The 19,841-nt window shown below is 75.8% G+C and carries 20 protein-coding genes and 2 pseudogenes; 7 read left to right on the forward strand and 15 right to left on the reverse strand.

The features are described 5' to 3' along the window. The 7 genes and pseudogenes from ACFVSN_RS26500 to ACFVSN_RS26530 form a co-directional block, all read right to left on the reverse strand. A pseudogene (locus tag ACFVSN_RS26500) lies at positions 1 to 190 on the reverse strand (hypothetical protein); the annotation flags it as partial. Positions 191 to 302: 112 nt separating this feature from the next. Further along, positions 303 to 911 carry a response regulator transcription factor gene (locus ACFVSN_RS26505; RefSeq protein WP_329931940.1) on the reverse strand — a complete coding sequence of 203 codons (609 nt, stop codon included), beginning with the start codon at positions 909 to 911 and terminating at the stop codon, positions 303 to 305. Next, complete coding sequence (locus ACFVSN_RS26510) at positions 908 to 2,140, reverse strand: sensor histidine kinase (RefSeq protein WP_387600967.1); 1,233 nt, start codon at positions 2,138 to 2,140, stop codon at positions 908 to 910. The genes ACFVSN_RS26505 and ACFVSN_RS26510 overlap by 4 nt, the downstream gene beginning before the upstream one ends. A 64-nt stretch (positions 2,141 to 2,204) precedes the next feature. Continuing rightward, positions 2,205 to 2,630: a hypothetical protein gene (locus tag ACFVSN_RS26515; RefSeq protein ID WP_380446340.1), complete on the reverse strand. Its 426-nt coding sequence runs from the start codon at positions 2,628 to 2,630 to the stop codon at positions 2,205 to 2,207. A gap of 167 nt (positions 2,631 to 2,797) precedes the next feature. Further along, a complete protein-coding gene (locus ACFVSN_RS26520; protein WP_387600964.1) occupies positions 2,798 to 3,511 on the reverse strand; it encodes a maleylpyruvate isomerase family mycothiol-dependent enzyme in 714 nt (237 codons plus the stop codon). A 61-nt stretch (positions 3,512 to 3,572) separates the two neighbouring features. Beyond that, on the reverse strand, positions 3,573 to 4,103 hold the full coding sequence (locus tag ACFVSN_RS26525) for an SRPBCC family protein (protein ID WP_380446342.1): 531 nt from the start codon (positions 4,101 to 4,103) through the stop codon (positions 3,573 to 3,575). Between the two features lie 122 nt (positions 4,104 to 4,225). Beyond that, entirely contained in the window at positions 4,226 to 5,143 is a 918-nt protein-coding gene (locus ACFVSN_RS26530; RefSeq protein WP_387600960.1) for a LysR family transcriptional regulator, read from the reverse strand. A gap of 68 nt (positions 5,144 to 5,211) precedes the next feature. Here ACFVSN_RS26530 and ACFVSN_RS26535 point away from each other — a divergent pair, with 68 nt between their 5' ends. Continuing rightward, the gene (locus ACFVSN_RS26535; RefSeq protein WP_387600956.1) at positions 5,212 to 6,138 is read left to right on the forward strand and encodes a DMT family transporter; all 927 of its coding nucleotides are present in this window, start codon (positions 5,212 to 5,214) and stop codon (positions 6,136 to 6,138) included. Positions 6,139 to 6,267: 129 nt separating this feature from the next. Here the strand turns inward: ACFVSN_RS26535 and ACFVSN_RS26540 are convergent, their stop codons facing one another. Continuing rightward, complete coding sequence (locus ACFVSN_RS26540) at positions 6,268 to 7,122, reverse strand: ketopantoate reductase family protein (protein ID WP_387601021.1); 855 nt, start codon at positions 7,120 to 7,122, stop codon at positions 6,268 to 6,270. 372 nt (positions 7,123 to 7,494) lie between these two features. Next, positions 7,495 to 7,761: pseudogene (locus ACFVSN_RS26545) on the reverse strand (DUF6817 domain-containing protein); the annotation flags it as partial. A 201-nt stretch (positions 7,762 to 7,962) separates the two neighbouring features. Between ACFVSN_RS26545 and ACFVSN_RS26550 the strand changes: the two are divergent. Both ACFVSN_RS26550 and ACFVSN_RS26555 read left to right on the forward strand, forming a co-directional pair. After that, entirely contained in the window at positions 7,963 to 8,850 is an 888-nt protein-coding gene (locus ACFVSN_RS26550; RefSeq protein ID WP_380445056.1) for a LysR family transcriptional regulator, read from the forward strand. Between the two features lie 130 nt (positions 8,851 to 8,980). Beyond that, positions 8,981 to 9,385 carry an ASCH domain-containing protein gene (locus ACFVSN_RS26555; RefSeq protein WP_387956702.1) on the forward strand — a complete coding sequence of 135 codons (405 nt, stop codon included), beginning with the start codon at positions 8,981 to 8,983 and terminating at the stop codon, positions 9,383 to 9,385. Positions 9,386 to 9,491: 106 nt separating this feature from the next. Here the strand turns inward: ACFVSN_RS26555 and ACFVSN_RS26560 are convergent, their stop codons facing one another. The 3 genes from ACFVSN_RS26560 to ACFVSN_RS26570 form a co-directional block, all read right to left on the reverse strand. Further along, positions 9,492 to 10,112: a TetR/AcrR family transcriptional regulator gene (locus ACFVSN_RS26560; protein WP_380445058.1), complete on the reverse strand. Its 621-nt coding sequence runs from the start codon at positions 10,110 to 10,112 to the stop codon at positions 9,492 to 9,494. A gap of 22 nt (positions 10,113 to 10,134) precedes the next feature. Beyond that, positions 10,135 to 11,205 carry a redoxin domain-containing protein gene (locus ACFVSN_RS26565; protein ID WP_387600949.1) on the reverse strand — a complete coding sequence of 357 codons (1,071 nt, stop codon included), beginning with the start codon at positions 11,203 to 11,205 and terminating at the stop codon, positions 10,135 to 10,137. 70 nt (positions 11,206 to 11,275) lie between these two features. Further along, positions 11,276 to 12,046, reverse strand: coding sequence for an enoyl-CoA hydratase-related protein (locus ACFVSN_RS26570; protein WP_380445060.1), 771 nt, complete (start codon positions 12,044 to 12,046; stop codon positions 11,276 to 11,278). A gap of 114 nt (positions 12,047 to 12,160) precedes the next feature. Here ACFVSN_RS26570 and ACFVSN_RS26575 point away from each other — a divergent pair, with 114 nt between their 5' ends. Next, the gene (locus ACFVSN_RS26575) at positions 12,161 to 13,498 is read left to right on the forward strand and encodes a PLP-dependent aminotransferase family protein (protein WP_387600946.1); all 1,338 of its coding nucleotides are present in this window, start codon (positions 12,161 to 12,163) and stop codon (positions 13,496 to 13,498) included. A 15-nt stretch (positions 13,499 to 13,513) separates the two neighbouring features. Here ACFVSN_RS26575 and ACFVSN_RS26580 read toward each other — a convergent pair whose 3' ends face one another. After that, positions 13,514 to 14,482, reverse strand: coding sequence for a helix-turn-helix transcriptional regulator (locus ACFVSN_RS26580; RefSeq protein ID WP_387956703.1), 969 nt, complete (start codon positions 14,480 to 14,482; stop codon positions 13,514 to 13,516). A 101-nt stretch (positions 14,483 to 14,583) separates the two neighbouring features. Here ACFVSN_RS26580 and ACFVSN_RS26585 point away from each other — a divergent pair, with 101 nt between their 5' ends. Beyond that, a complete protein-coding gene (locus tag ACFVSN_RS26585; RefSeq protein ID WP_387600943.1) occupies positions 14,584 to 15,129 on the forward strand; it encodes a DinB family protein in 546 nt (181 codons plus the stop codon). A gap of 56 nt (positions 15,130 to 15,185) precedes the next feature. Here ACFVSN_RS26585 and ACFVSN_RS26590 read toward each other — a convergent pair whose 3' ends face one another. Continuing rightward, positions 15,186 to 15,914, reverse strand: a complete 729-nt coding sequence (locus ACFVSN_RS26590; RefSeq protein ID WP_387600940.1) for a DUF2306 domain-containing protein — start codon at positions 15,912 to 15,914, stop codon at positions 15,186 to 15,188. Positions 15,915 to 16,130: 216 nt separating this feature from the next. Here ACFVSN_RS26590 and ACFVSN_RS26595 point away from each other — a divergent pair, with 216 nt between their 5' ends. Continuing rightward, complete coding sequence (locus tag ACFVSN_RS26595) at positions 16,131 to 16,793, forward strand: TetR/AcrR family transcriptional regulator (RefSeq protein WP_380491825.1); 663 nt, start codon at positions 16,131 to 16,133, stop codon at positions 16,791 to 16,793. 12 nt (positions 16,794 to 16,805) lie between these two features. Here the strand turns inward: ACFVSN_RS26595 and ACFVSN_RS26600 are convergent, their stop codons facing one another. Then, positions 16,806 to 18,194 carry a pyridoxal phosphate-dependent decarboxylase family protein gene (locus tag ACFVSN_RS26600; protein ID WP_387600938.1) on the reverse strand — a complete coding sequence of 463 codons (1,389 nt, stop codon included), beginning with the start codon at positions 18,192 to 18,194 and terminating at the stop codon, positions 16,806 to 16,808. A 267-nt stretch (positions 18,195 to 18,461) separates the two neighbouring features. On the opposite strand from ACFVSN_RS26600, the gene trpD reads away from it, so the two are divergent. Further along, complete coding sequence (trpD, locus tag ACFVSN_RS26605; RefSeq protein WP_387600935.1) at positions 18,462 to 19,550, forward strand: anthranilate phosphoribosyltransferase; 1,089 nt, start codon at positions 18,462 to 18,464, stop codon at positions 19,548 to 19,550. Positions 19,551 to 19,841: the final 291 nt, after the last annotated feature.

Below are 19,841 nucleotides of genomic sequence, written 5' to 3' on the forward strand. Positions count from 1 at the left end.
GGGGGCGGGCATGCTCGGCCCGGGCGTGGGCGGCCGGGTGGTGTTGGTGTCGGTGTTCCCCCTGGAGAGGTTGTGGGGGGGGGGGGGCCCCCCCGGGGCGCCCCCCCCACCTCCAGCGCAGCAGCATCGGCTCCACGAGCTGCCACTGATCGTCCTTCAGGTCCGAGGGGTACCGGCGTCGTTCCGTCACAGTCGATCCGTACCGCTGACACGGGCCCGGCCGCTACAGGATCCTGGAACAGCGTCCGTGCCGAGCCCGCGAAAGCCGGACAGTTGGGGGGATTCCCCTATCGAACACCCTCTCAGAGCCAGCCGCGCTCGTCCGCCACCCGCAGCGCCTCCAGCCGGTTGCGGCTGGCGGTCTTGGCGATCGCGGAGGAGAAGTAGTTGCGGACCGTCCCCTCCGACAGGTACAGCTTGGCGGCTATCTCGGCCACGTCCGCGCCCGAGCGGCAGGCGTTCAGGACGTCGCGCTCGCGCGCGGTGAGCGGGGAGGCGCCCGCGGCGAGGGTCGCGGCGGCGAGCTCCGGGTCCACGACCCGCTCCCCCGCGTCGACCCGGCGGATCGCGTCGGCCAGCACCTCGGCCGGCGCGTCCTTGACGACGAAGCCGACGGCGCCGGCCTCCATGGCGCGCCGCAGGTAGCCGGCCCGACCGAAGGTCGTGAGGATCACCACCCGGCAGTCCGGCACCTGCTGGGCGAGGACCGCGGCGGCGGCGAGGCCGTCCAGTCCGGGCATCTCGATGTCCAGCAGGGCCACGTCGGGCCGGTGCTCGCGGGCCGCGTCCACGACCTGGTCGCCGCGGCCGACGGCGGCGACGACGGTGAAGTCGTCCTCCAGGTCGAGCAGCGTGCGCAGGGCGGTGCGGACCAGCTCCTGGTCCTCCGCGAGCAGGAGACGGATCGTCATGGGCTTCCCTCCCGGATTTCCCGGCCTTCCCGGACTTGCCGACCTTCGCGGGCTTGCCGACCTTCGCGGGCTTGCCGGCCTTCCCGGACTGGCCGGCCTTCCCGGACGGGTGCGTGCGGCCGGCCGGGGAGCGCGGGGACGGTCACCCGCAGCCGCCACCCGCGCGGGCCCAGCGGGCCGGCCTCGACGTTACCGTCCGCCGCCGCGACCCGTTCGCGCAGGCCCGCGAGCCCCTTGCCGTCGCCGACGGGGGAGCCCTTGCCCGGCCCGTCGTCGCGGATCTCCACCGAGGTGCCGGTGAGCAGCACCGTGCAGCGGGCCGCGCGGGCGTGCCGGACGACGTTGGTCAGGCCCTCCCGGACGACCCAGCCGAACAGCTCCCGGTGCGCGGGGGCCACCGCGTCGGTGGCGCCCGGCAGGTCGGCGACCACTCCGGCGGCCCGCAACAGCTCGCGGCCGCGCGCGAGTTCGGCGGCCAGCGTCACCTCGCGGTAGCCGGAGACGGCCGCCCGCACGTCGGCGAGCGCCTGCCGGGAGAGGTCCTCCACGGCGGCCATCTCCTCGACCGCGAGGGCGAGGTCCTTGGCGGCGAGCCGCTGCGCCAGCCGGGACTTGACGGTGATCGCGGTGAGCGAGTGCCCGAGCAGGTCGTGCAGGTCCCGGGCGATCCGGTTGCGCTCGGCCTCCGAGGCCAGGCGCGCCACCTCGGCCCGGGCGGCGACCAGTTCCTGGTTGGTGGTGGCGATCTCGGAGAACCCGCGCACGGTCAGCGAGCTGAAGAGCAGGGCCAGCGCCTGGAACCAGCCGGGCCCGCTGTGCCAGGGGCGCACCGCCCACGGCAGGACGAGGGCGCCCACCGTGCCGGCCACCACGGCCGCGGTGGCCCGGGCGGGGAACAGCACGGCGACGAACGAGACCACGCCGGTACCCAGGAAGAAGGCGTCGGCGTGGGCGAAGGGCAGGGCCGCCGCGAACAGCGCCGCCTGCCCGGCCGTCAGGAACTCGGCCTGCCGCCGCCGGCCCCGGGCGAACGCGATGCCGCCGGCCGCGTAGCAGACCGTGAAGGCCGCGACGACCGCGTACCCGGCGACGGCCCGCGCCCCGGCGACGGTGTGGGACACGCCCAGGGCGGTGAGGGCCGGGTAGACGAGCATCCCGGTGGCCAGCATGACGCGCCGCCAGCCGTACGCCCACGGGTGCGATCCCGGGTCGGGGCCTTCGTCGGTCACGGGTGTTCCTTCCGTCGGTCGGGGTCCGGCTCGCGGGCCGGGGCTCGGTTCGCCGGGTCGGAGCTCAGCTCTGCGGGGCGGCCGCCGTGAAGAGCGTACGCAGGTGGCGTCCGTTGAGGATCACCGCCACCCCCAGCAGCAGGGCGCCGCACAGCGCCTGCTCGGCCTTCATCCAGAACGGGAAGGTACCCGGCAGGGCGATGATCACGACGATCGCGACGAGCATCGCGGTCGAGATGATCCGCAGCCGGCGGAACGCTCCGGTCGAGCCCCCGGCCGCCTTGACGGCCAGGACGAGCGTGATCACCGAGCTGGCCGCGACGGCGCTGCCGCGGATCCAGACGGCGACGTTGACGAGGTCGGGGTGGCCGGCGAGCGCGACGATCGCGGCCATCGTGACGAGGCTGATCCCGAGGTAGGCGCCCAGGAGGCGGCGGATGGTGCGGAAGGCCCGGAGGGTCTCGGGGTGGTTCAGATCGGTCGAGGTCATGGCATTCATGCTGGCCGGGGGCACCCCGCGCGGGGCAGTGTGCTCGCACACGGATGGGCCGTGACAAATGTCAGCCCCCCCCGGCCCGGCATCGGCCGGCTCGGCTCACCCCCGGCCCGGCACCGCGCGGCTCGGCTCGCCCCCGGCCCGGCACCGCCCGGTTCGGCTCACCCCCAGCCCGGCAGCGGCGGCTGCGGCCACGGCGGCGGGGCCGGCAGCCCCGCGTCCGGCGCCGGGCCGCGGCCCGCGAGCCAGGCGAGCAGCGCGTGGCCGGGGCCGGCCGCGGTCGGGCCGGTCGGGGCGACGGTCCAGGAGCGGCCGAGGTCGACGGCCTCGAACCGGCCGACCGGGAAGCCTCGTTCGGCGAGCGCGGCGGCGGTCTCCGCCAGGGCCGCCGCGACGAAACCGGCCGGCCACGCGGCCGGAGTGTGACCGAGGGCCAGGTCGGTGTGGTGGACCTCCAGTTCGCGCCGCGCGCGGTGGAGGGTGTACCAGGCCGGGTGTTTCCAGCCCGCGAGGGCCGAGACCAGGACGGACCAGCGCTCGGCGGGCATCGCCGACACCTCGTCGAGCAGCCGGTCGAGGCTCGCGCGCAGGTCGGCGGCGAGGGCGGGGACGTCCCGCCGGGCGCCCTCGTGCAGCAGGCGCTCCAGGGTGGCGCCGTCCGCCCTGGGGCCGGGCTCGACCCCGGTGCGGGCCAGGGCGAGCAGCCAGGTGTAGACGTCGGCGCTGCGGGCGACGTGGGTGACGACGTGCGCCCGGCTCCAGCCGGGCAGCGCCGAGGGCCCGCGCGCCTCCGCCTCGGTCAGGGCCGAGACGGAGGCGGCGAACCGGGCGGCGGACGCGCGGACGGCGTCGGGGAGTGCGGTGCGGTCTTCCACGGTGGTGCCCGACTTCCTTGCTCTGTACGGTCGTTCCGGGTGCAGATTTGCTACTGGGCGGCTAACTTCCCTGTTCCGCCAGGGTCTTGATGCCGTCGAGGGTGGCCGTCATGCCGGTGCGCAGTTCACCGAGGCGGACCTCGATGATCTGCTCCTCGCGGTCCGGCCAGCGGTCGATGGCGGCCGTCACGCCGTTGCGGCCGGGGCCGATCAGCACCGAGTGGCGCAGCCGGGTGCCGCCGTCCTCCGGCGTGAGCTCGTAGCGCCAGGAGGCGAGGGAGGCCGCCGGGTCCACCGAGGGGCGGCCGAACCGGCCGTCCGCGTCGGTGACGATCCACGCGAACACCTCCCGGTCGGTCAGCTCGGTCACGTGGGAGACCGTCCGCCAGTTGCCCAGCCGCTCGTTCTCGTTGTGCCCCTCGAAGCGGGCCCCGACCGCGGGCCCGTCCGCGCCGTCGAGCCAGGCGACGCCCCGGAGTTCGGGGCTGAGCCGGGCGGGCAGGGCGATGTCGGTGATCAGCGACCAGACCTCCTCGACCGTGGCCTTGATGTGCACCTCGCAGTACGTCCGCGGTCCGTCCGCGTATCGCATGGCGCTTCCCCTCCGTCGCCGGGACCTTCACGGTTCCCGGGTGGTGACCGTCCGTGATGTTAGCGAGTTGTCATGGACCTCGACAGGTGCCGGACGAATCCCCGGCGATCTCCTCGGCCCGCTCACCGGACCCTCGACGTTCGGCCGCCCCGCCCGACGGACAATCCGTTCGCAGACCGTCGGTTCCCGGTCACCACGGCGCGGGCCAGCCGGACCAGGTCCGGGATGGCCGGGTGCGCCGGGACGCCCCGGCGCCAGGCCAGGAACAGCGGGACGGGCGGGGCGTCGGCGAGCGGGCGGTAGGCGATCGCGGGGTGCTTGTGCAGCCGGGGCGTCGCGACCGTCGAGATGCCGACGGCCCGGCCGGCCGCGATGGCGGTCAGCCACTCGTCGGTGTTGGCGACCTCGATCGTCGCCGTGGGGCGGTGGCCGGCCGGCCACAGGTCGAGGGTCGTGGTGCCGGCGACCGTGTTGAGGGCGACCGGCCACGCCGCGAGGTCCGCGAGGGTGAGGACCTCGCGGTCGGCGAGGTCGCTCGCGGCGGGCACCACCGCGACCCGCTCCTCGTCCAGCAGCAGCTCGGTGACGAGACCGGGCGCCGTGACCTCGCCGCGCAGCAGGGCGATGTCGACCCGGCCCTGGGTGAGGCCGGCCGTGCGGTCGTCGATGCGGCGCAGTTCGAGCGGTACGTCGGGGTGCTCGTCGTCCCAGCGGCGCAGCAGCGGGATGGTGTGGTCGCCGAGGGCGGCCCAGGGGTGGCCGAGGCGCAGCGGCGGGGAGGCGAGCGTGCGGGGGTCGAGGGCGCTTTCCACGGCGGCGAGCGCGGCGGCGGCGCGGTCGCGGAAGGTGCGGCCGGCGGCGGTGAGCTCCAGGTGGTGGGTGGAGCGGTCGATCAGGCGGACGCCGAGGTGGTCCTCCAGCTGGCGCAGGGTCCGGGAGAGCGCGGGCTGGCCGGTGTGGAGGCGGGTGGCGGCGCGGGTGATCGTGCCCTCCTCGACGATGGCGAGGAAGGCCCGCAGGTGGCGCAGCTCGATGGTCATGCTTCGGAAGCATAACGGCTTGCCATTCGGCATTTCCCGGGGCACGAACGAATCCCTACCGTGGGGGCATGACGAACACGATGTCCGGGATGTCCCGGACGGCGGCCGCCGCCGCGACCCTCCCGGCGCCCCACCCGGCGGGACGGCCCGTCGCGCCTTCCCGGAGCGGCCTCGGCGGGATCGGGCTGGTGCTGGGCGGCACGCTGTCGGTGCAGTTCGGCTCGGCCGTCGCCGCCCTGCTGTTCCCGCGCGTCGGGCCGTTCGGGACGGTCGCTCTGCGGGTGACGATCGCGGCCGTGCTGCTGCTGGCCGTCTGCCGGCCCCGGCTGCGCGGCCACAGCCGCGGGGACTGGGCCGTCGCCGGGGCCTTCGGGGTGGCGCTCGGCGGCATGAACATCCTCTTCTACCAGGCGATCGACCGGATCCCGCTGGGCCCCGCGGTGACGCTGGAGGTGCTCGGCCCGCTCGTGCTGTCGGTGGTCGCCGCCCGCCGGGCCGTGAGCCTGGTGTGGGCGGCGCTCGCGCTCGCGGGCGTCTTCCTGCTCGGCCGGGACGGCTTCGAGCGGCTCGACCTGACGGGCGCCGGGTTCGCGCTCGCCGCCGGCGCCCTGTGGGCGGCGTACATCGTCCTCAACTCCCGCTCCGGGGCCCGCTTCCCGCGCCTGGACGGGCTCGTGGTGGCGATGGCCGTGGCGGCGCTGATGAGCCTGCCGCTGGGGATCGCCGCCGCGGGCACCGCCCTGCTCGACCCCGCGGTGCTGGCGCTCGGGCTGGCCGTGGCACTGCTCTCCTCCGGCCTGCCGTACGCCCTGGAGGTGCTCGCCCTGCGGCGCCTGCCGGCGGCGACCTTCGCGGTGCTGATGAGCCTCGCCCCGGCGGTCGGCGCCCTGGCCGGCTTCCTGGTGCTGGGGCAGACCCTGTCGGCGTCGCAGTGCGCGGCGGTCGCCCTGGTGATGGCCGCGAGCGCGGGCGCCGTCCGCACCGGCCGGGCGTAGCGGCGGGCGCCGGCCGGGCCGGGCGGGCCTTGCGGCGGGCGCCGTCCGCACCGGGCGGACCTGGCGGCAGGCACCGGCCGGACCGGGCGGGCCTTGCGGCAGGCCGTCCGGACCGGCCGGGCGTGACCGTCACCCCAGCTCGGCGACCAGGCGGGTGGCGAGCGGGACGGGGACGGCGTGGCGGGCGGCGGCGCGGAGGAGGGCTCCGCCGATGGCGTCGAGCTCCAGGGGGCGGCCCGCCTCGGCGTCGCGTTGCATGGAGGACTTCGCGGCGGGCGGGAACGCGTCGTAGAGCGCCAGCGACTTCGCCGGATCCGCCGGGGCCCCGCACGCGCGGGCGACGGCGGCGGCCTCCGCCACGAGGGCCTCCAACTCGGCGCGGTGATCGGTGCGGACGCTCCCGACCGGGCTCCCGTACCGGGTGGTGAGCAGCGCGAACGGCGCGAGGAACGCGAACTTGGCCCACAGCACGGCCGGTTCGTCCTCGCTCACCCGGGTGCGCACGCCCGCGCCGTCGAGCAGCCGCGCCACCGCGTCGAGCCGGTCGGCCGGACCGGCGAGGTCGATCTCGGTGAACGGGCTGCCGTGCTCGACCACGCCCGGCGCCACCCGGGCCGACTCGACCCGGACGACGGCCCCGACGACCCGCTCCGCCCCGAACCGCGCGCGCAGCCGCGCCGGATGCTCGATGCCGTTGAGCAGCGGCACCACCAGTCCGTGGGCGACGAGGGCGGGCGGCACCCGCTCCAGCGCCTCCGCCAGGTGGGTGTGCTTGACGGTCACCAGGCACAGGTCGACGGGCTCGCGCAGCGCGGTGTCCGCCTCCACGGGTGCGGTGAACTCGCCGAACTGGGCGCTGCGCACCCGGATACCGTCCCGGCGCAGCACCTCGGCGGTCGCCTCCCCGGCGAGGCAGATCACCCGGTGCCCGGCCCGCGCGAGCAGGGCGGCGAGCAGCCCGCCGACCCCGCCGGGGCCGAGCACGGCGACCGTCCGGCGGGGGCCGTCGGGACCGGAGGGAGCGGCGGTCGCGGGAGCCGGGGTGGGGGTGCGCGCGGTGGCGGCCGCTGCGCCGGGGCCGGGCACGGCTTCGGGGCCGAGGACGGTCCGGCAGTCCTCCCACGCGGCCGGACTCAGGAGCGGCCGCAGCCGGGTGAACAGGGCGAGCAGGTCCGCGCTCCACTGCTCGCGGAAGGCCGGGTCGGTCCGGGCGAGGTCGAGCTCGTTGGCGGCGGTCAGCTCGGCGAAGTCGCGCAGCTCGGACGGGTCCGGGGTGAGCGCGCGGCCGGTGAAGCGGTCGTGGAAGGCGGCGTCCGGGCCGGGCAGTCCGGGGTAGGTGGCGCGGCGGTCGCAGCTCGCGTACCGGTGGACGATCCGCTCGGCCCCGGGGCCGATCACGGCGGCCAGGTCGGAGCGGCGGTCGAGCGGCAGGAGGGCGGTGGGGAAGCCGTCCGTCCCGTAGGCGGCGTGACAGAGCCCGGCGAGCTGGAGGTCCGGGCGGGCGCCCCAGTCGGCGAGCCGGAGGCGGACGCGTTCCAGGTGGGCGAGCAGGGTGCCGCCTGGGTGCGGTACTTCGGCCGCGCCGAGCGAGCGCAGGAAGGAGACGGCATGGTCGATCGTCAACTCGGTGTTCCTCTCGGGGGATTGTGGGTCGGCACCCGCCGTGCCCCGCCTTGCGTCCGGAACGCGCGAGGACAGCGGGCGGGTTGCCGCCCTGGGCCCTGCAGCGATGATCGAGCCGCGCGGACATCCAAGTCAATCCACGGATTCACTGGGGAACCCCCAAGGGAAAGCTTGGGTCTGCACCGGCGTACGGTGACCGCCGTGACCCTCGACGATCTCCGCGTCTTCGCCGCGGTGTGCCGGGCCGGCTCGCTCAGCGCCGTCGCCCGCCGGCTGTCCTGCACGCAGTCCGCCGTCAGCCAGCACGTGAAGCGGCTCGAACGGGAGCTGGGCGTCGTCCTGCTCGAACGCCACCCGCGCGGCGTCGTGCCGACGAAGGCCGGGCAGCTGCTGCGCGCGGCGGCCGTCGACAGCCTCGGCGGCATCGAGCACGCGTTGCGCGGCATCGACGAACTCGCCCGCGGGGAGGGCGGATCGGTGCGGATCACGACCGGCGCCACCAGCATCCGGCACTTCATGTCCGCGGCCGTCGTCGACTTCCGCCGCCGCTTCCCGGGGGTGAGCCTGGAGTTCCAGACGGAGGTGTCCAGCCGCAGCTGCTTCGAGGCGCTCGCCGCGGGCCGCGTCGACCTCGCCTGGATCTCGCTCGGTGCGCCCGCGCGCGGGATCGAGCAGCGGCCGGTCGTCGAAATGCCCTGGGTGCTCGCCGTCGCCGCCGGGGACCCGCTCGCCGGCCGCACCCACGTCGACCCGGTGGACCTCCAGGACGCCCGCCTCATCGGGCTGCCGCAGAACTCCGTCTCGCGTTCCCAGCTCGACTCCTGGCTCGCCGGATCGGGCATCCGGCCGGTCTTCGACACCAGCGTCGCGGACTGGGACACCGCGATCCTGCTGGCCGAGCTCGGCCTCGGCCAGGCCGTCGTGCCCGCCCTCCCCGAGTGGCAGGGTCCGGGCCACCCGGGCCTGCGGCTGATCCCGCTGCCGGCCCTCCCCGCGCTCACCGCCGGCTGGGCCGTCCGCCGCTGGGACACCCTCTCGCCGCCGGCCCGCGCCTTCGCGGACACCGTCGCCGAGCACTGCGGGACGTGAGCGCGCGCCGCGCGGACCCGGCGGACCGGGCAGACCCGGCGGCGGTCTGCCGCGGATACCCGTCCGGGCGGCAAGCGGATCTGCTAGAAGTGGGAACGATCCGCCCGAGGGCGGGCGCCCGGGAGAGGTGATGCAGATGTGGCCCAGGGTCAACGGCATGCGGTCGATGGAGCTCGGCACTCCGGACGGGATGCGGGCGGAGCTGAACTCCCTGGCGCTGGCCGGGCACAAGACCGCCACCACCGGCCTGCTGGACGACTACGCCAAGGAGACCGAGGGCCTGGAGTACCCCGGCGAACGCCTGGCGCTGGTGGACGACCAGGGACGGTTCGTCGCCGCCATCGAGATCACGGGCGTGGAGGTGAAGCCCTTCGGCGAGGTGACCTGGGGACACGCGCAGGCCGAGGGGGAGGGCTTCGACTCGCTGGAGGCGTGGCGCGCCGGGCACCGGCGGTACTGGGACCGCCTCGGCACCGCGGTGGAGGACCGCACTCCCGTCGTCTGCCTGGCCTTCCGTCTCGCCGCCGAGGACTGATCCGCCCCGGGCGCGGGGCCCCGGACCGGTAGCTGCGCTCAGGCGAAGGAGGCCAACGCCCACACCGCCAACGTCCACGTCGGCAACGCCCCACGCCGCCACCGCCCTACGGCAGGAACGCCCCCACCGCCGCCCGCGTCAGCGTCCGGAAGCGCTGCTCGCCGAGGGCGCCCGGGAAGTGGCCGCCGCGTTCCAGGCTGATCACGCCGTGCGCGGCCGCCCACAGCGTGTCCGTCACCTCGTCCACGTCCGCGTCCGCCCGCAGCACGCCCGCCTCGACGCACGCCCGCGCCGCCTCCCGCAGCACGTCGAGGCTCGTCGCGGCGGCCGTCCTGCACTCGTCGTCCGGGACGAAGCCGGGCACGCCCTCGCCGTGCATGACGCCGTAGAAGTTGGGCTCCTCCAGCGCGTTGGCCCGGTAGGCGCGGCCGAGGGCGGCCAGGTGCGCGGCCGGGTCGTCGCCGCGGGGCACCGCGTCCAGGCGGCGGCGCAGCCGGGCGAAGCCCTCCAGGTAGAGCTCCCGCGTGATGCCGTCCTTGGCCCCGAAGTGCCGGTACAGGACGGTGGTCGAGCAGTCCGCGGCGGCGGCGACGCGGCGCATGCTCAGCGCGGCCGGGCCCTCGGCGGCGAGCAGGCCGGCGGCGATGTCCAGCAGGGCGGTGCGCAGCGCGGCCTCGCCCAGGGCCTGGGCCCGGGCGAAGGCGCCGGTGGGTGATTTGGCGGGCATGCGGACGATTCTCCCGTACGCCCTAACCGCGCTCCGGCAGCGGGCGGTAGATCGGCACGCCCGCCTCCTCCAGCGCGGCCCGGCGGGCGAAGTACTCGTCGCCCATCGGGTCGACGCCGAGCAGCGGCATCGCGCTGCGCCACGTGGTGACGTCCTCCGGGGCGAGGTCGGCGGCCGTCGCGAAGTGCCGTTCGGCGGCGCCCGGGTGGCCGTGGCGCAGCAGCCACAGGGCGAGTGCGGCCTCGGTGCGGGCGCGCTGGCGCGCGGGGGTGCCCGGCTCGGTCAGTGCGGCGACGGCGGCGGGGTCGACGCCCGGGTCGCCGGTGGCCGCCCAGCGGCGCAGCGCGTCGAGCGTCAGGCCGGAGTCGAGGCCGCTCATCGAGCGGAAGAGGTCGGTCGCGAACTGGGTGTCGTTGGGCCGGACGATGCGGCCGTCCTCGTCGATCCAGACCGCGGTGGGGACGTTGAGCAGCTGGTAGAGGTCGGCGACCCGGCCGTCGACGTCGATCAGCGCCGGGTGGGTCGGCGCGGCCTCGGCGATCCAGGGCGCGGCGTCCTCGGTCCTGCGGTCGACGGCGACGCTCAGCACGGAGAAGCCGTCGGCGGCGAGTTCGGCGTGCAGGCGCTCCCACGTGGGCAGGTCGTAGCGGCAGCCGCACCAGGAGGCCCAGAAGACCAGCGCGACCTTGCGCCCGCGCAGGTCGCTCAGCGCGTGCCGGGTGCCGTGGACGTCCGGGAGCGAGAAGTCGGGCGCCTCGCCGGCGGCCAGGGCGGCGGAGCGGTCGGCGGCGGAGGCGCCGAGGGCGAGGACGCCGGCGGCGGGCTCGGCGGCCACCGGGCGGCCGAGCAGGGCGGCGAAGGCGGTGAGGTCGAGGCGGCCCGCGTCCTCGAACCGGGCGACGGCCGCCGCCGGGACGCAGACGTCGCCGCGGCACCAGCCCTGCGGTTTGCGGGTGAAGCCCAGCGCGCGTTCGACGTCCGCGTGGGCGAGCCAGACGTGCGGGTCCGCGGCGCCCGGCGCGGGGCGCAGGTCGGCCGCGACGCGGGTCTCGGTGTGGTCGTCCAGGATCGTCAGCTCGACGGTGCCGCTCATCGCACGCCTCCTCGATCGAAATAACGCCGTTACTTGAGAATAACGGCGTTATTTCTGAGACCGCAACCCCTCAGCGGTCCAGGAAGCGCTTCAGCCCGTCCCGGACCCCGTCGGTCGGCACCGTCGCGGCGAACCAGGCCGCCTCGACGGCCAGTCCCTCGTCGATCGGCAGGTTGATCCCGCGCGTGACGGCCCGCAGGCAGGCGGCGACCGCCGTCGGCGCGTGCCGGACGATCCGGTCGACCAGGTGCCGGGCCGCGTCCATCAACTCCTCCGCCGGCACGACCGCGTTCACGATCCCCAGCTCGGCCGCCCGCGCCGCCGGGACCGGATCCCCGGTGAGGATCATCTCCAGGGCGCGCTTGCGCCCGACGTGCCGCGGCAGCCGCTGCGAGCCGCCGAAGGGCGGCGGGAAGCCCAGCGTGATCTCCGGCTTGGCGAAGGTCGCGTGCCCGGCTGCGATCGCCAGCGGCGCCGCCTCCGTGATCTCGCAGCCCCCGCCGTACGCCAGCCCGTTGACGGCCACGACGATCGGCTTCGGGAACTCCTCGATCCGCCGGGTCAGCGCGTGCCCGCGCCGCACGACCTCGCGCAGCGCCCGTTCCGTCCCGCCGGCGATGCTGCCGGCCAGCGACGGGATGTCGGCGCCCGCGCTGAAGGCGCGCGTCCCGGCGCCGGTGAGGATCACGGCCCGGACGGTGTCGTCGGCGTCGATCCGCGCGAGTTCGTCGAGCAGCGCGTCGATCGTCGGGTAGTCGAGGGCGTTGAGCTTGGCCTCGCGGTCGATGGTGAGGGTCACGACGTGCGCGTCACGGGCCACCCGGACGGTGCGGACGGTCATTGCGGCTGCTCCCTTGCGCCTGGCTGCGGTCGGGACCGAGGCTAGGGAGCGCCGTGCAGGACAATCCACTCATTGTCCTGGATACACCTGGGTACCCACGGGAGGCACAGGCCCATGCGACCGCCCGCCTACAAGGCCGTCGTCGACGAGTACGCCGCCGCGATCCGCTCCGGCGCGCTCCCGCCCGGCACCCGCCTGCCCACCCACCGGGAACTCGCCCGCGAGCGCCGCGTCGCCCTCGCCACCGCGACCCGCGTCTACGCCGAACTCGCCGCCGCCGGGCTGGTGGTGGGCGAACAGGGCCGCGGCACGTTCGTCCGGGTCCGCAGCGGCTACGACGGCGTCGAACCCTCGCGCACGCTCCCGGTGCCGCGCCTCGCCGACCTCTCGTTCAACCAGCCGCTCGCCCCCGGCCAGGGCGACGACCTCCGCCACGCGCTGCGCGCCCTCGCCGCCTCCGGCGACGCCGAGGCCCTGCTGCGCCAGGACCCGCCGGGCGGGCACGGGCACGACCGGGCGGTCGTCGCCACCTACCTGCTGGGGCGCGGTGTCGACACCGCCCCCGAGAACGTGCTTCTGACCAGTGGCGCCCAGCAGGCGCTGGACTGCGTACTGCGCGCGCTCACCCGGCCCGGCGACGTCCTGGCCGTCGACGCGCTCGGCTACCCGGGCATCAAGCTGCTCGCCGCCGCCCACGGCCTCGACCTCGCACCCGTCCCGGTCACCCCGGCCGGCCCGGACCTCGACGCGCTCGACCGCCTGTGCCGGGCCCGCCGGGTCCGCGCGGTCTACATGATCCCCACCGTCCACAACCCGCTCGGCTGGGTGCTCGACCAGCGGCAGCGCGAGCGGCTGGCCGCGATCGCGACCGCCCGGGACCTCGTGGTCGTCGAGGACGGCACGTACGCGTTCCTGGAGCCCGCACCCCCTCCCCCGCTGCACGCCCTCGCGCCCGAATGGACCTGCTACGTGGCCGGGTTGTCGAAGAACGTGGCCCCCGGCCTGCGGTTCGGCTTCGCCGTCGTGCCCAAGCACCTCCTGCGGCCCGCCACCTCCGCGCTGCGCGCCGCCGCGTGGGGCTCCCCGGGCCTGGTCACCGCGCTCGCCACCGGCTGGATCGCCGACGGCACGGTCGCCCGCCTGGAACGCCACCGCCGCGAGGACGCCGCCGCCCGCCAGGCCATCGCCCGGGCCGAACTCGCCGGGATGGACATCACCGCACACCCGTCGTCGTACGCGGTGTGGCTGACCCTGGAGGCCCACCAACGCCCGGACCAGGTGGCCGACCTGCTCGCCCGGGAGGGCATCCTGGTCTCCACCGCCGACGCCTTCGCCACCGGCCCGCACGTGCCGCACGCCCTCCGCCTCGCCCTGGCGACCCCGCCACGGCACGAACTCGGCGACGTGCTGGGGCGGTTGCGCAGGACGATCGAGTCCATCCCGCCGCCGTGACGCCCGGCCACGGCACTACCGCGAGGCCCGGACCGCCCGGCCGAAGCGGGAGGACCACTCACCGAGCCGCTCGACCAGTTCGGGCGGCTCGACGACGGTGAACTCCGCGCCGAGCGAACCGAGGGCCATGATCGGCCAGTTGAGGTCGTCGGCGGCCATCACGATCCGGCAGCGCCCCTCGTCCACCTCCTCGACCGCGCCCCACCGGCCGATCCGCTCGCGCACGCCCCCGGCCGGCGCGGCCACCACCGCCTCCACCCGGTACGGGCGGACCAGGCCGTTGACGCCCGCCCGGACGAACTCGGCGGCGTCGGCGGCCGGCAGCTCGCGCGGGGCGAACCGGCCGCCGCCGCCCTCGGGCGCCGTGAGCCGGTCGAGCCGGAAGGTGCGCCAGTCCTGCCGGGTGAGGTCGTACGCCACCAGGTACCAGCGGCGGTCCAGGCACACCAGCCGGTGCGGCTCGACGTGCCGGTCCGCCCGCCGGCCGTCCGCCGCCGTGTACGAGAAGCGCAGCCGCTCGGCGTCCCGGCAGGCCAGCGCCACCACCGTCAGCCCGTCCGGGTCCACCGCCGCCGCGGGGCGGCCGCCCCAGTCGACCGGCACCGTCATCGCCCGCAGCGCCTCCACCCGCCGCCGCAGCCGGGCCAGCATCACCTGCACCACCTTCGCCAGCACCCGCACCGACGCCTCGGCGATCCCCTCCACCGGGCTCTCCGCCGCCGCCTGGAGACCCACCGCCAGCGCGACCGCCTCCTCGTCGTCGATCACGAGCGGCGGCAGGGCGGCGCCCGCGGCGAGCTGGTAGCCGCCGTCGACCCCGCGCTGCGCCTCGACGGGGTAGCCGAGCTCGCGCAGCCGGTCGATGTCGCGGCGCAGCGTGCGGGCGGAGACGCCGAGCCGCTCGGCGAGCTCCTCGCCGGGCCAGTAGCGGTGCGTCTGCAGGAGGGAGAGCAGCCGGAGGGTGCGGGTGCTGGTGTTCGCCATGGCTCCGATTCTGCGCGCAATTCAGGTCAGGAAGTGGCCGCAATGGTCCCTACTGTGGTTCTTGTCCGAGGGAGCAGGAAGCAACACGGAAGGCGATCACCATGACCACCACCTCCACTGCCGTCGACAAGGCCACCGACACCACCGGCGAGCGCGCCGACCTCCTCGTGGCGCTGGCCAAGCAGCGGCACTTCCTGAGCTTCACCGCCCGCGACCTGACCGACGAGCAGGCCGGGGAGCGCACCACCGTCAGCGAGCTGTGCGTGGGCGGCCTGATCAAGCACGTGACGGTGGTCGAGAAGCTGTGGGCGAACTTCATCGTCGACGGCCCGTCCGCGTTCCCCGACTTCTCGTCCTTCACCGCGGAGGACTACGCCCGCCGCGCCGACGAGTTCCGCATGCTGCCCGGCGAGACCCTGGCGGACGTGCTCGCCGCGTACCGGGAAGTTGCCGCCCGCACCGACGAGTTGGTCGCCACCCTGCCCGACCTGGGTGCGATCCAGCCGCTTCCGAAGGCCCCCTGGTTCAAGGACGAGGCCTGGTCCGCGCGCCGCGTCCTGTTCCACGTCATCGCCGAGACCGCCCAGCACGCGGGCCACGCCGACATCATCCGCGAGGCCATCGACGGCGCGAAGAGCATGGGCTGACGGTCCGGCGGGCCGCAGCCGTGATCGGCTGCGGCCCGGCTACGGGCGGGCGCCGGTCAGACCGGGGTGATGCGGTAGGAGGGGAGGCCGCGGCGGCGTATCAGGACCTCGGCGACGACGAGGTTGGGGAGCCAGGCGAGGAAGGGCAGGACGGCGTACGCGGTGTCGAACACGTGCGTGCCGTCCACGGGCCCGTCGGCGGTGAGCGTCTGGAGGAGGATCAGGACGCCGAGCCAGGCGCGAAGGGTGACGGCGGCGTAGGTGAGGGCGAAGCTGCGGATCATCCAGGCGCGGTGGTTCGGCAGGTCGCCCCCGCGGATGGCACGGTAGGCGCGCCAGGTCGTCCACGCCCACAGCACCGCGAGGCTGCCGAAGCCGAAGAAGCCGTCGAAGGCGATCGAGCTGACGAAGGACATCACGAACGCGGCCGGCGAGCCGAGGCCGACGCCCGCCAGGTACACCCGGCCCGTCCAGCGGTGGACCGCGCGGGAGCGGCGGCGCAGCGCGGCGGAGAACTGGAGCGGGCCGACGAGCAGCGCCACCGAGGCCGTCACGATGTGGACGTAGAAGGCGAGTTGGATGCCGAGGGGGCGCTCGGCGTAGGTGGCGGCGAGGCCGCCGCGCGAGCCGTCGAGGGGCAGACCGGCCTGGGCGTAGGTGGCGACGACGTAGCCGACGATCCCCAGGGAGGTCAGGAGGACGACGGTCCAGGGGAAGCAGCCGCCTCCGGCGGGGCCGGTCCCCTCGGTCGGGGCGACAGCGGGCGGAGCCGTGGTGCTGGTCATGGGTGTCCCCGTTCTGGTCGGTGGAGCGTCCCCGGGCAGGGGGCCGGCGCGACCCGTCCCCCAATGTGGACACTGTGAACTTACGCGCGCATGTGGACGGCGTCAACATTTATTCGAACGTGCTGTCCCGCACCCCAACAACTGTGCAGCACAAGCGGGTTCACGAGGAGAGCCGGGCCCGGCCCGGTCGACGTGTTCACGCTGTTAACATCGGGCATGGATTCACAGCGAGCGGGCTACCACCACGGCAACCTCCGCGAGGCCCTCGTGCGGGCCGGCGTCGAGCTCGCGCGCGAGGGCGGCCCCTCGACCATCGTGCTGCGCGAGACCGCGCGCCGGGTCGGCGTCTCGCCCAACGCGGCCTACCGGCACTTCTCCGCCCTGCCGGACCTCGTCGACGAGGTCGCCCGGGACTCCCGCCGGCGCCTCGCCGAGGCCATGGACGCCGAGTTGGAACGGCGCACGCCCGCCGCCGACCCGGGGCTCGACGCCGCCGGCCGCCTCACCGCCGTGGGCGAGGGCTACATCCGCTACGCCCTGGCCGAGCCGGGCCTGTTCGCCACCGCGTTCCCGACCGGCGGCAAGACCCGGGCCCCCGAGCGCAGCGGGCAGGACCCCGCCCCCGACGACGAGGGCGACGGGGTGCGGCGCGGCCCCTTCGCGATCCTCCAGGAGGCCCTCGCCGCACTCGACGCCGCCGGCCTCCTCGCCGGACCCGCCGCGACCGCCACCTTCAACGCCTGGGCCGGCGTCCACGGCCTCGCCCTGCTCCTGCTCGGCCCCTACGCCGAACTCCCGGACGAGGAACGGGAGTCCGCCCTCACCGACGGCGTCGCGTTCGTCGTCCGCGGCCTCACGACCGCACCGGCGACGGGCTGAAGCGATCCGCTGTCAGGCCGACTCGGCCACCGACCTCGCGAGCGCCGCGACCGTCCGGCGGACGTCCGCCTCCGTCGTACGCCAGTTGCTGAACGCCGCGCGGAGGGCCGGGACCCCGGCGTAGCGCGTCGGCGTGAAGAAGGCCTCTCCCGCGACCCCGGCGGCCAGGCCGGCGAGCCGCTCGGCGGTGGGGTCGTCGGCGAGCGTGAAGCAGACGACGTTCAGCCGCACCGGCGCGAGCAGGCGCAGCCCGTCGATCCCGGCCACCGCCTCCCCGAGGGCCCGGGCCCCGGCCACGCAGCGCTCGACGATCTCGCGGTGGCCCGCCCGCCCGTACGCGCGCAGCGTGAACCAGGCGGCGAGGGCGCGCAGTCGGTGCGAGTTCTCGGGGGTGAGGTGGACGAGGTCGGGGTGCTCGCCGAGAGAGCCGAGGTAGGCGGCGGAGTTCTGGAAGACGCATGCCTGGAGGTCGCGGCGGCGGGTGAACTGCACGGCGCTGTCGTAGGGCACGTTGAGCCACTTGTGGAGGTCGACGCAGACGGAGTCGGCGAGGTCCAACCCGGCCACGAGCCCGGCGTGTTCGGGCGTCAGGGCGGCGAAGGCGCCGAACGCGCCGTCCACGTGCAGCCAGAAGTCGTACCGCTCGCGGAGCGAGGCGATCGCCCGCAGGTCGTCGAAGTCGACGGTGTTCACGGTGCCCGCGTTGGCCACGACGACGCACGGGCCGTCCGCCTCCGCGAGCGCCCGCTCCAGCGCCGCGGGGTCGACCGCCTCGCGGCCCGGCAGCGTCGGCACGGCGGTGAGCGCCGAGCGGCCGAGGCCCAGCACGGACAGCGCCTTGGCGATGCTGGAGTGCGCACTGGCGGACAGCACCCGTACCCGGCCGAGCGCGCCGGCGCCGTCCTCGGCGACGTCCACGCCGAGGCGCTCGCCCAGCCACTCGCGGGCGATCGCGAGGCCGACGGTGTTCGACATGGTGGCGCCGCTCACGAACGTGCCGGTGTGCGCGTCGGAGAGGCCGAAGAGCTCGCGCAGCCAGCCGACCGTCTCGCGCTCCAGGTGCTGACCGGCCGGGTCGAGCGAGGAGTTGGAGTTCTGGTCGGCGACGGCGGTGAGCCAGTCCCCCGCGAGGGCCGCCGGGGTCGCGCCGCCGGTGACGAACCCGAAGTAGCGCGGCCCGGCGCTCGCGCTCAGCCGCGGTTCCCAGCGCTCGCCGAACTCCGCCAGCGCCGCGCGCAGCCCGATCCCCCCGCCGTCCCCCAGCCGGACCGGCGCGGGCTCCTCCAGCGCCGTCACCACCGGCCGCTCGTCGAGGCCGCCGAGGAAGGCGACGGCCCGTTGCCGGGTCTCCTCCAGCAGCGCGGGCAACCGGTCCAGGTCGGCGGCGAGTTCAGGGTGCATGGGGTCAACTCCGTGGCGGGGAAGATCAACTGTGCCCCGAGCGTATCGACCGGCGCACCGGCCGTCCCGGTCCAATTCCACCCGAGTGGCCTGCCCCGGGCCCGCGGCATGGGCTAGCATGACCGCCATGACGACGTGCCGCGGATCCTGGTGGGCCCCCGATCGGGTGGCCTGACAGCGCAGCGCGTCATGTATCGGCCGTCCGGTGGGCGGCCGATTCGCGTTTCCCGGGCCCCCGCTGGACTCGACGCCAAGGACGGCGAACCAGTGGACGACAGGACCCTCACACGCAGCACGGCCACGCACACCCCGGACCTCACCTGGCCGCGGCTGCTCGCCACCCTGGCGGCCGGGCGCGACCTCCGGGCCGACGAGGCGCGGTGGGCCATGGAGCGCGTACTGGACGACGACTTCCGGCCGGAGCAGCTCGCGGGCTTCCTGATGGGCCTGCGGGTCAAGGGCGAGAGCGCCGCCGAACTGTCCGGCCTGGTCGCGGCCGCGCTCGACCACGCGGTGCCGCTGGACGTCGACGGCGGCCGGTGCGTCGACCTCGCCGGCACCGGGGGCGACGGCGGCTCGACCGTCAACATCTCCACCATGGCCTCCGTCCTGGTCGCCGCCTGCGGAGTGCCCGTCGTCAAGCACGGCGGCCGCTCGGCCTCCTCCAAGTGCGGCACCGCGGACGTCCTGGAGGCGCTCGGCATCCCGCTGGACCTGCCGCCCGCGGCCGTCGCCGAGGTCGCCCGCCGGGCCGGGATCACGTTCTGCTTCGCGCCGGTCTTCCACCCGGCGCTGCGCAACGCCGCCCCGGTGCGCCGCGCGCTCGGCGTGCCGTCCGCGTTCAACCTGCTCGGGCCGCTGATCGGTCCGGCCCGGCCGCGCCACCAGGTGGTCGGCGTCGCCGACCTGCGGGCGGCGCCCGCGATCGCCGGCCTGCTGGCCGAGCGGGGCACCTCCGCCCTCGTGGTGCGCTCCGAGGACGGGACGGACGAGCTGACGACGACCGCGCCGGCCCGGATCTGGGCGGTCCAGGACGGCACCGTGACGGAGGAACGGCTGGATCCCGCGGGCCTCGGGCTCGCGCCGGCGCCCGCCGGGGCGCTCGTCGGCGGCGGCCCCGAGCACAACGCGCGCGTCCTGCGGGAGGTCCTGGCGGGCGCGACCGGCCCGGTGCTGGACACCGTCCTGCTCAACGCGGCGGCCGCCCTGATCGCCGCCCGGCCCCGGCCCGGCCGGGTGGTGCCGCGGTTCCCGGCCGCCCTGCACGAGGCGCGGCAGGCCGTGGAGTCGGGGGCCGCGCCGAAGGCGCTCGACGGATGGCTGACGGCGGTCCGGGACGTGCGGACGGCCGGATAGCGGCGATTCGGCCACCCGGCGCGAGGGCATCGCCCGCCCCACGGGGGGAGGGCGGGCGACGTCCGCGCGCCGGGTGGCCGGCGGGTTCCGGCTCCCCCCGGGCCGGAACCCCCGCCCCCACGCGGGCGAACCGTCCACCTGTGGTGCCGCCCCGGAGGCCGCCGCTGCCCTGATCGGAGACGGCCTGGCCGGGAACGGAAGCGGAGAACCGCGGCCGCGATCGCCATTCTGGGCACGCGGCCCCCACCCCCGCATGGGGGACCGGCCCCCATGTTCTTACGCGCCCCGGGA

It is taken from the genome of Kitasatospora sp. NPDC057904 (genome assembly GCF_042887925.1).
GTDB lineage: Bacteria > Actinomycetota > Actinomycetes > Streptomycetales > Streptomycetaceae > Kitasatospora.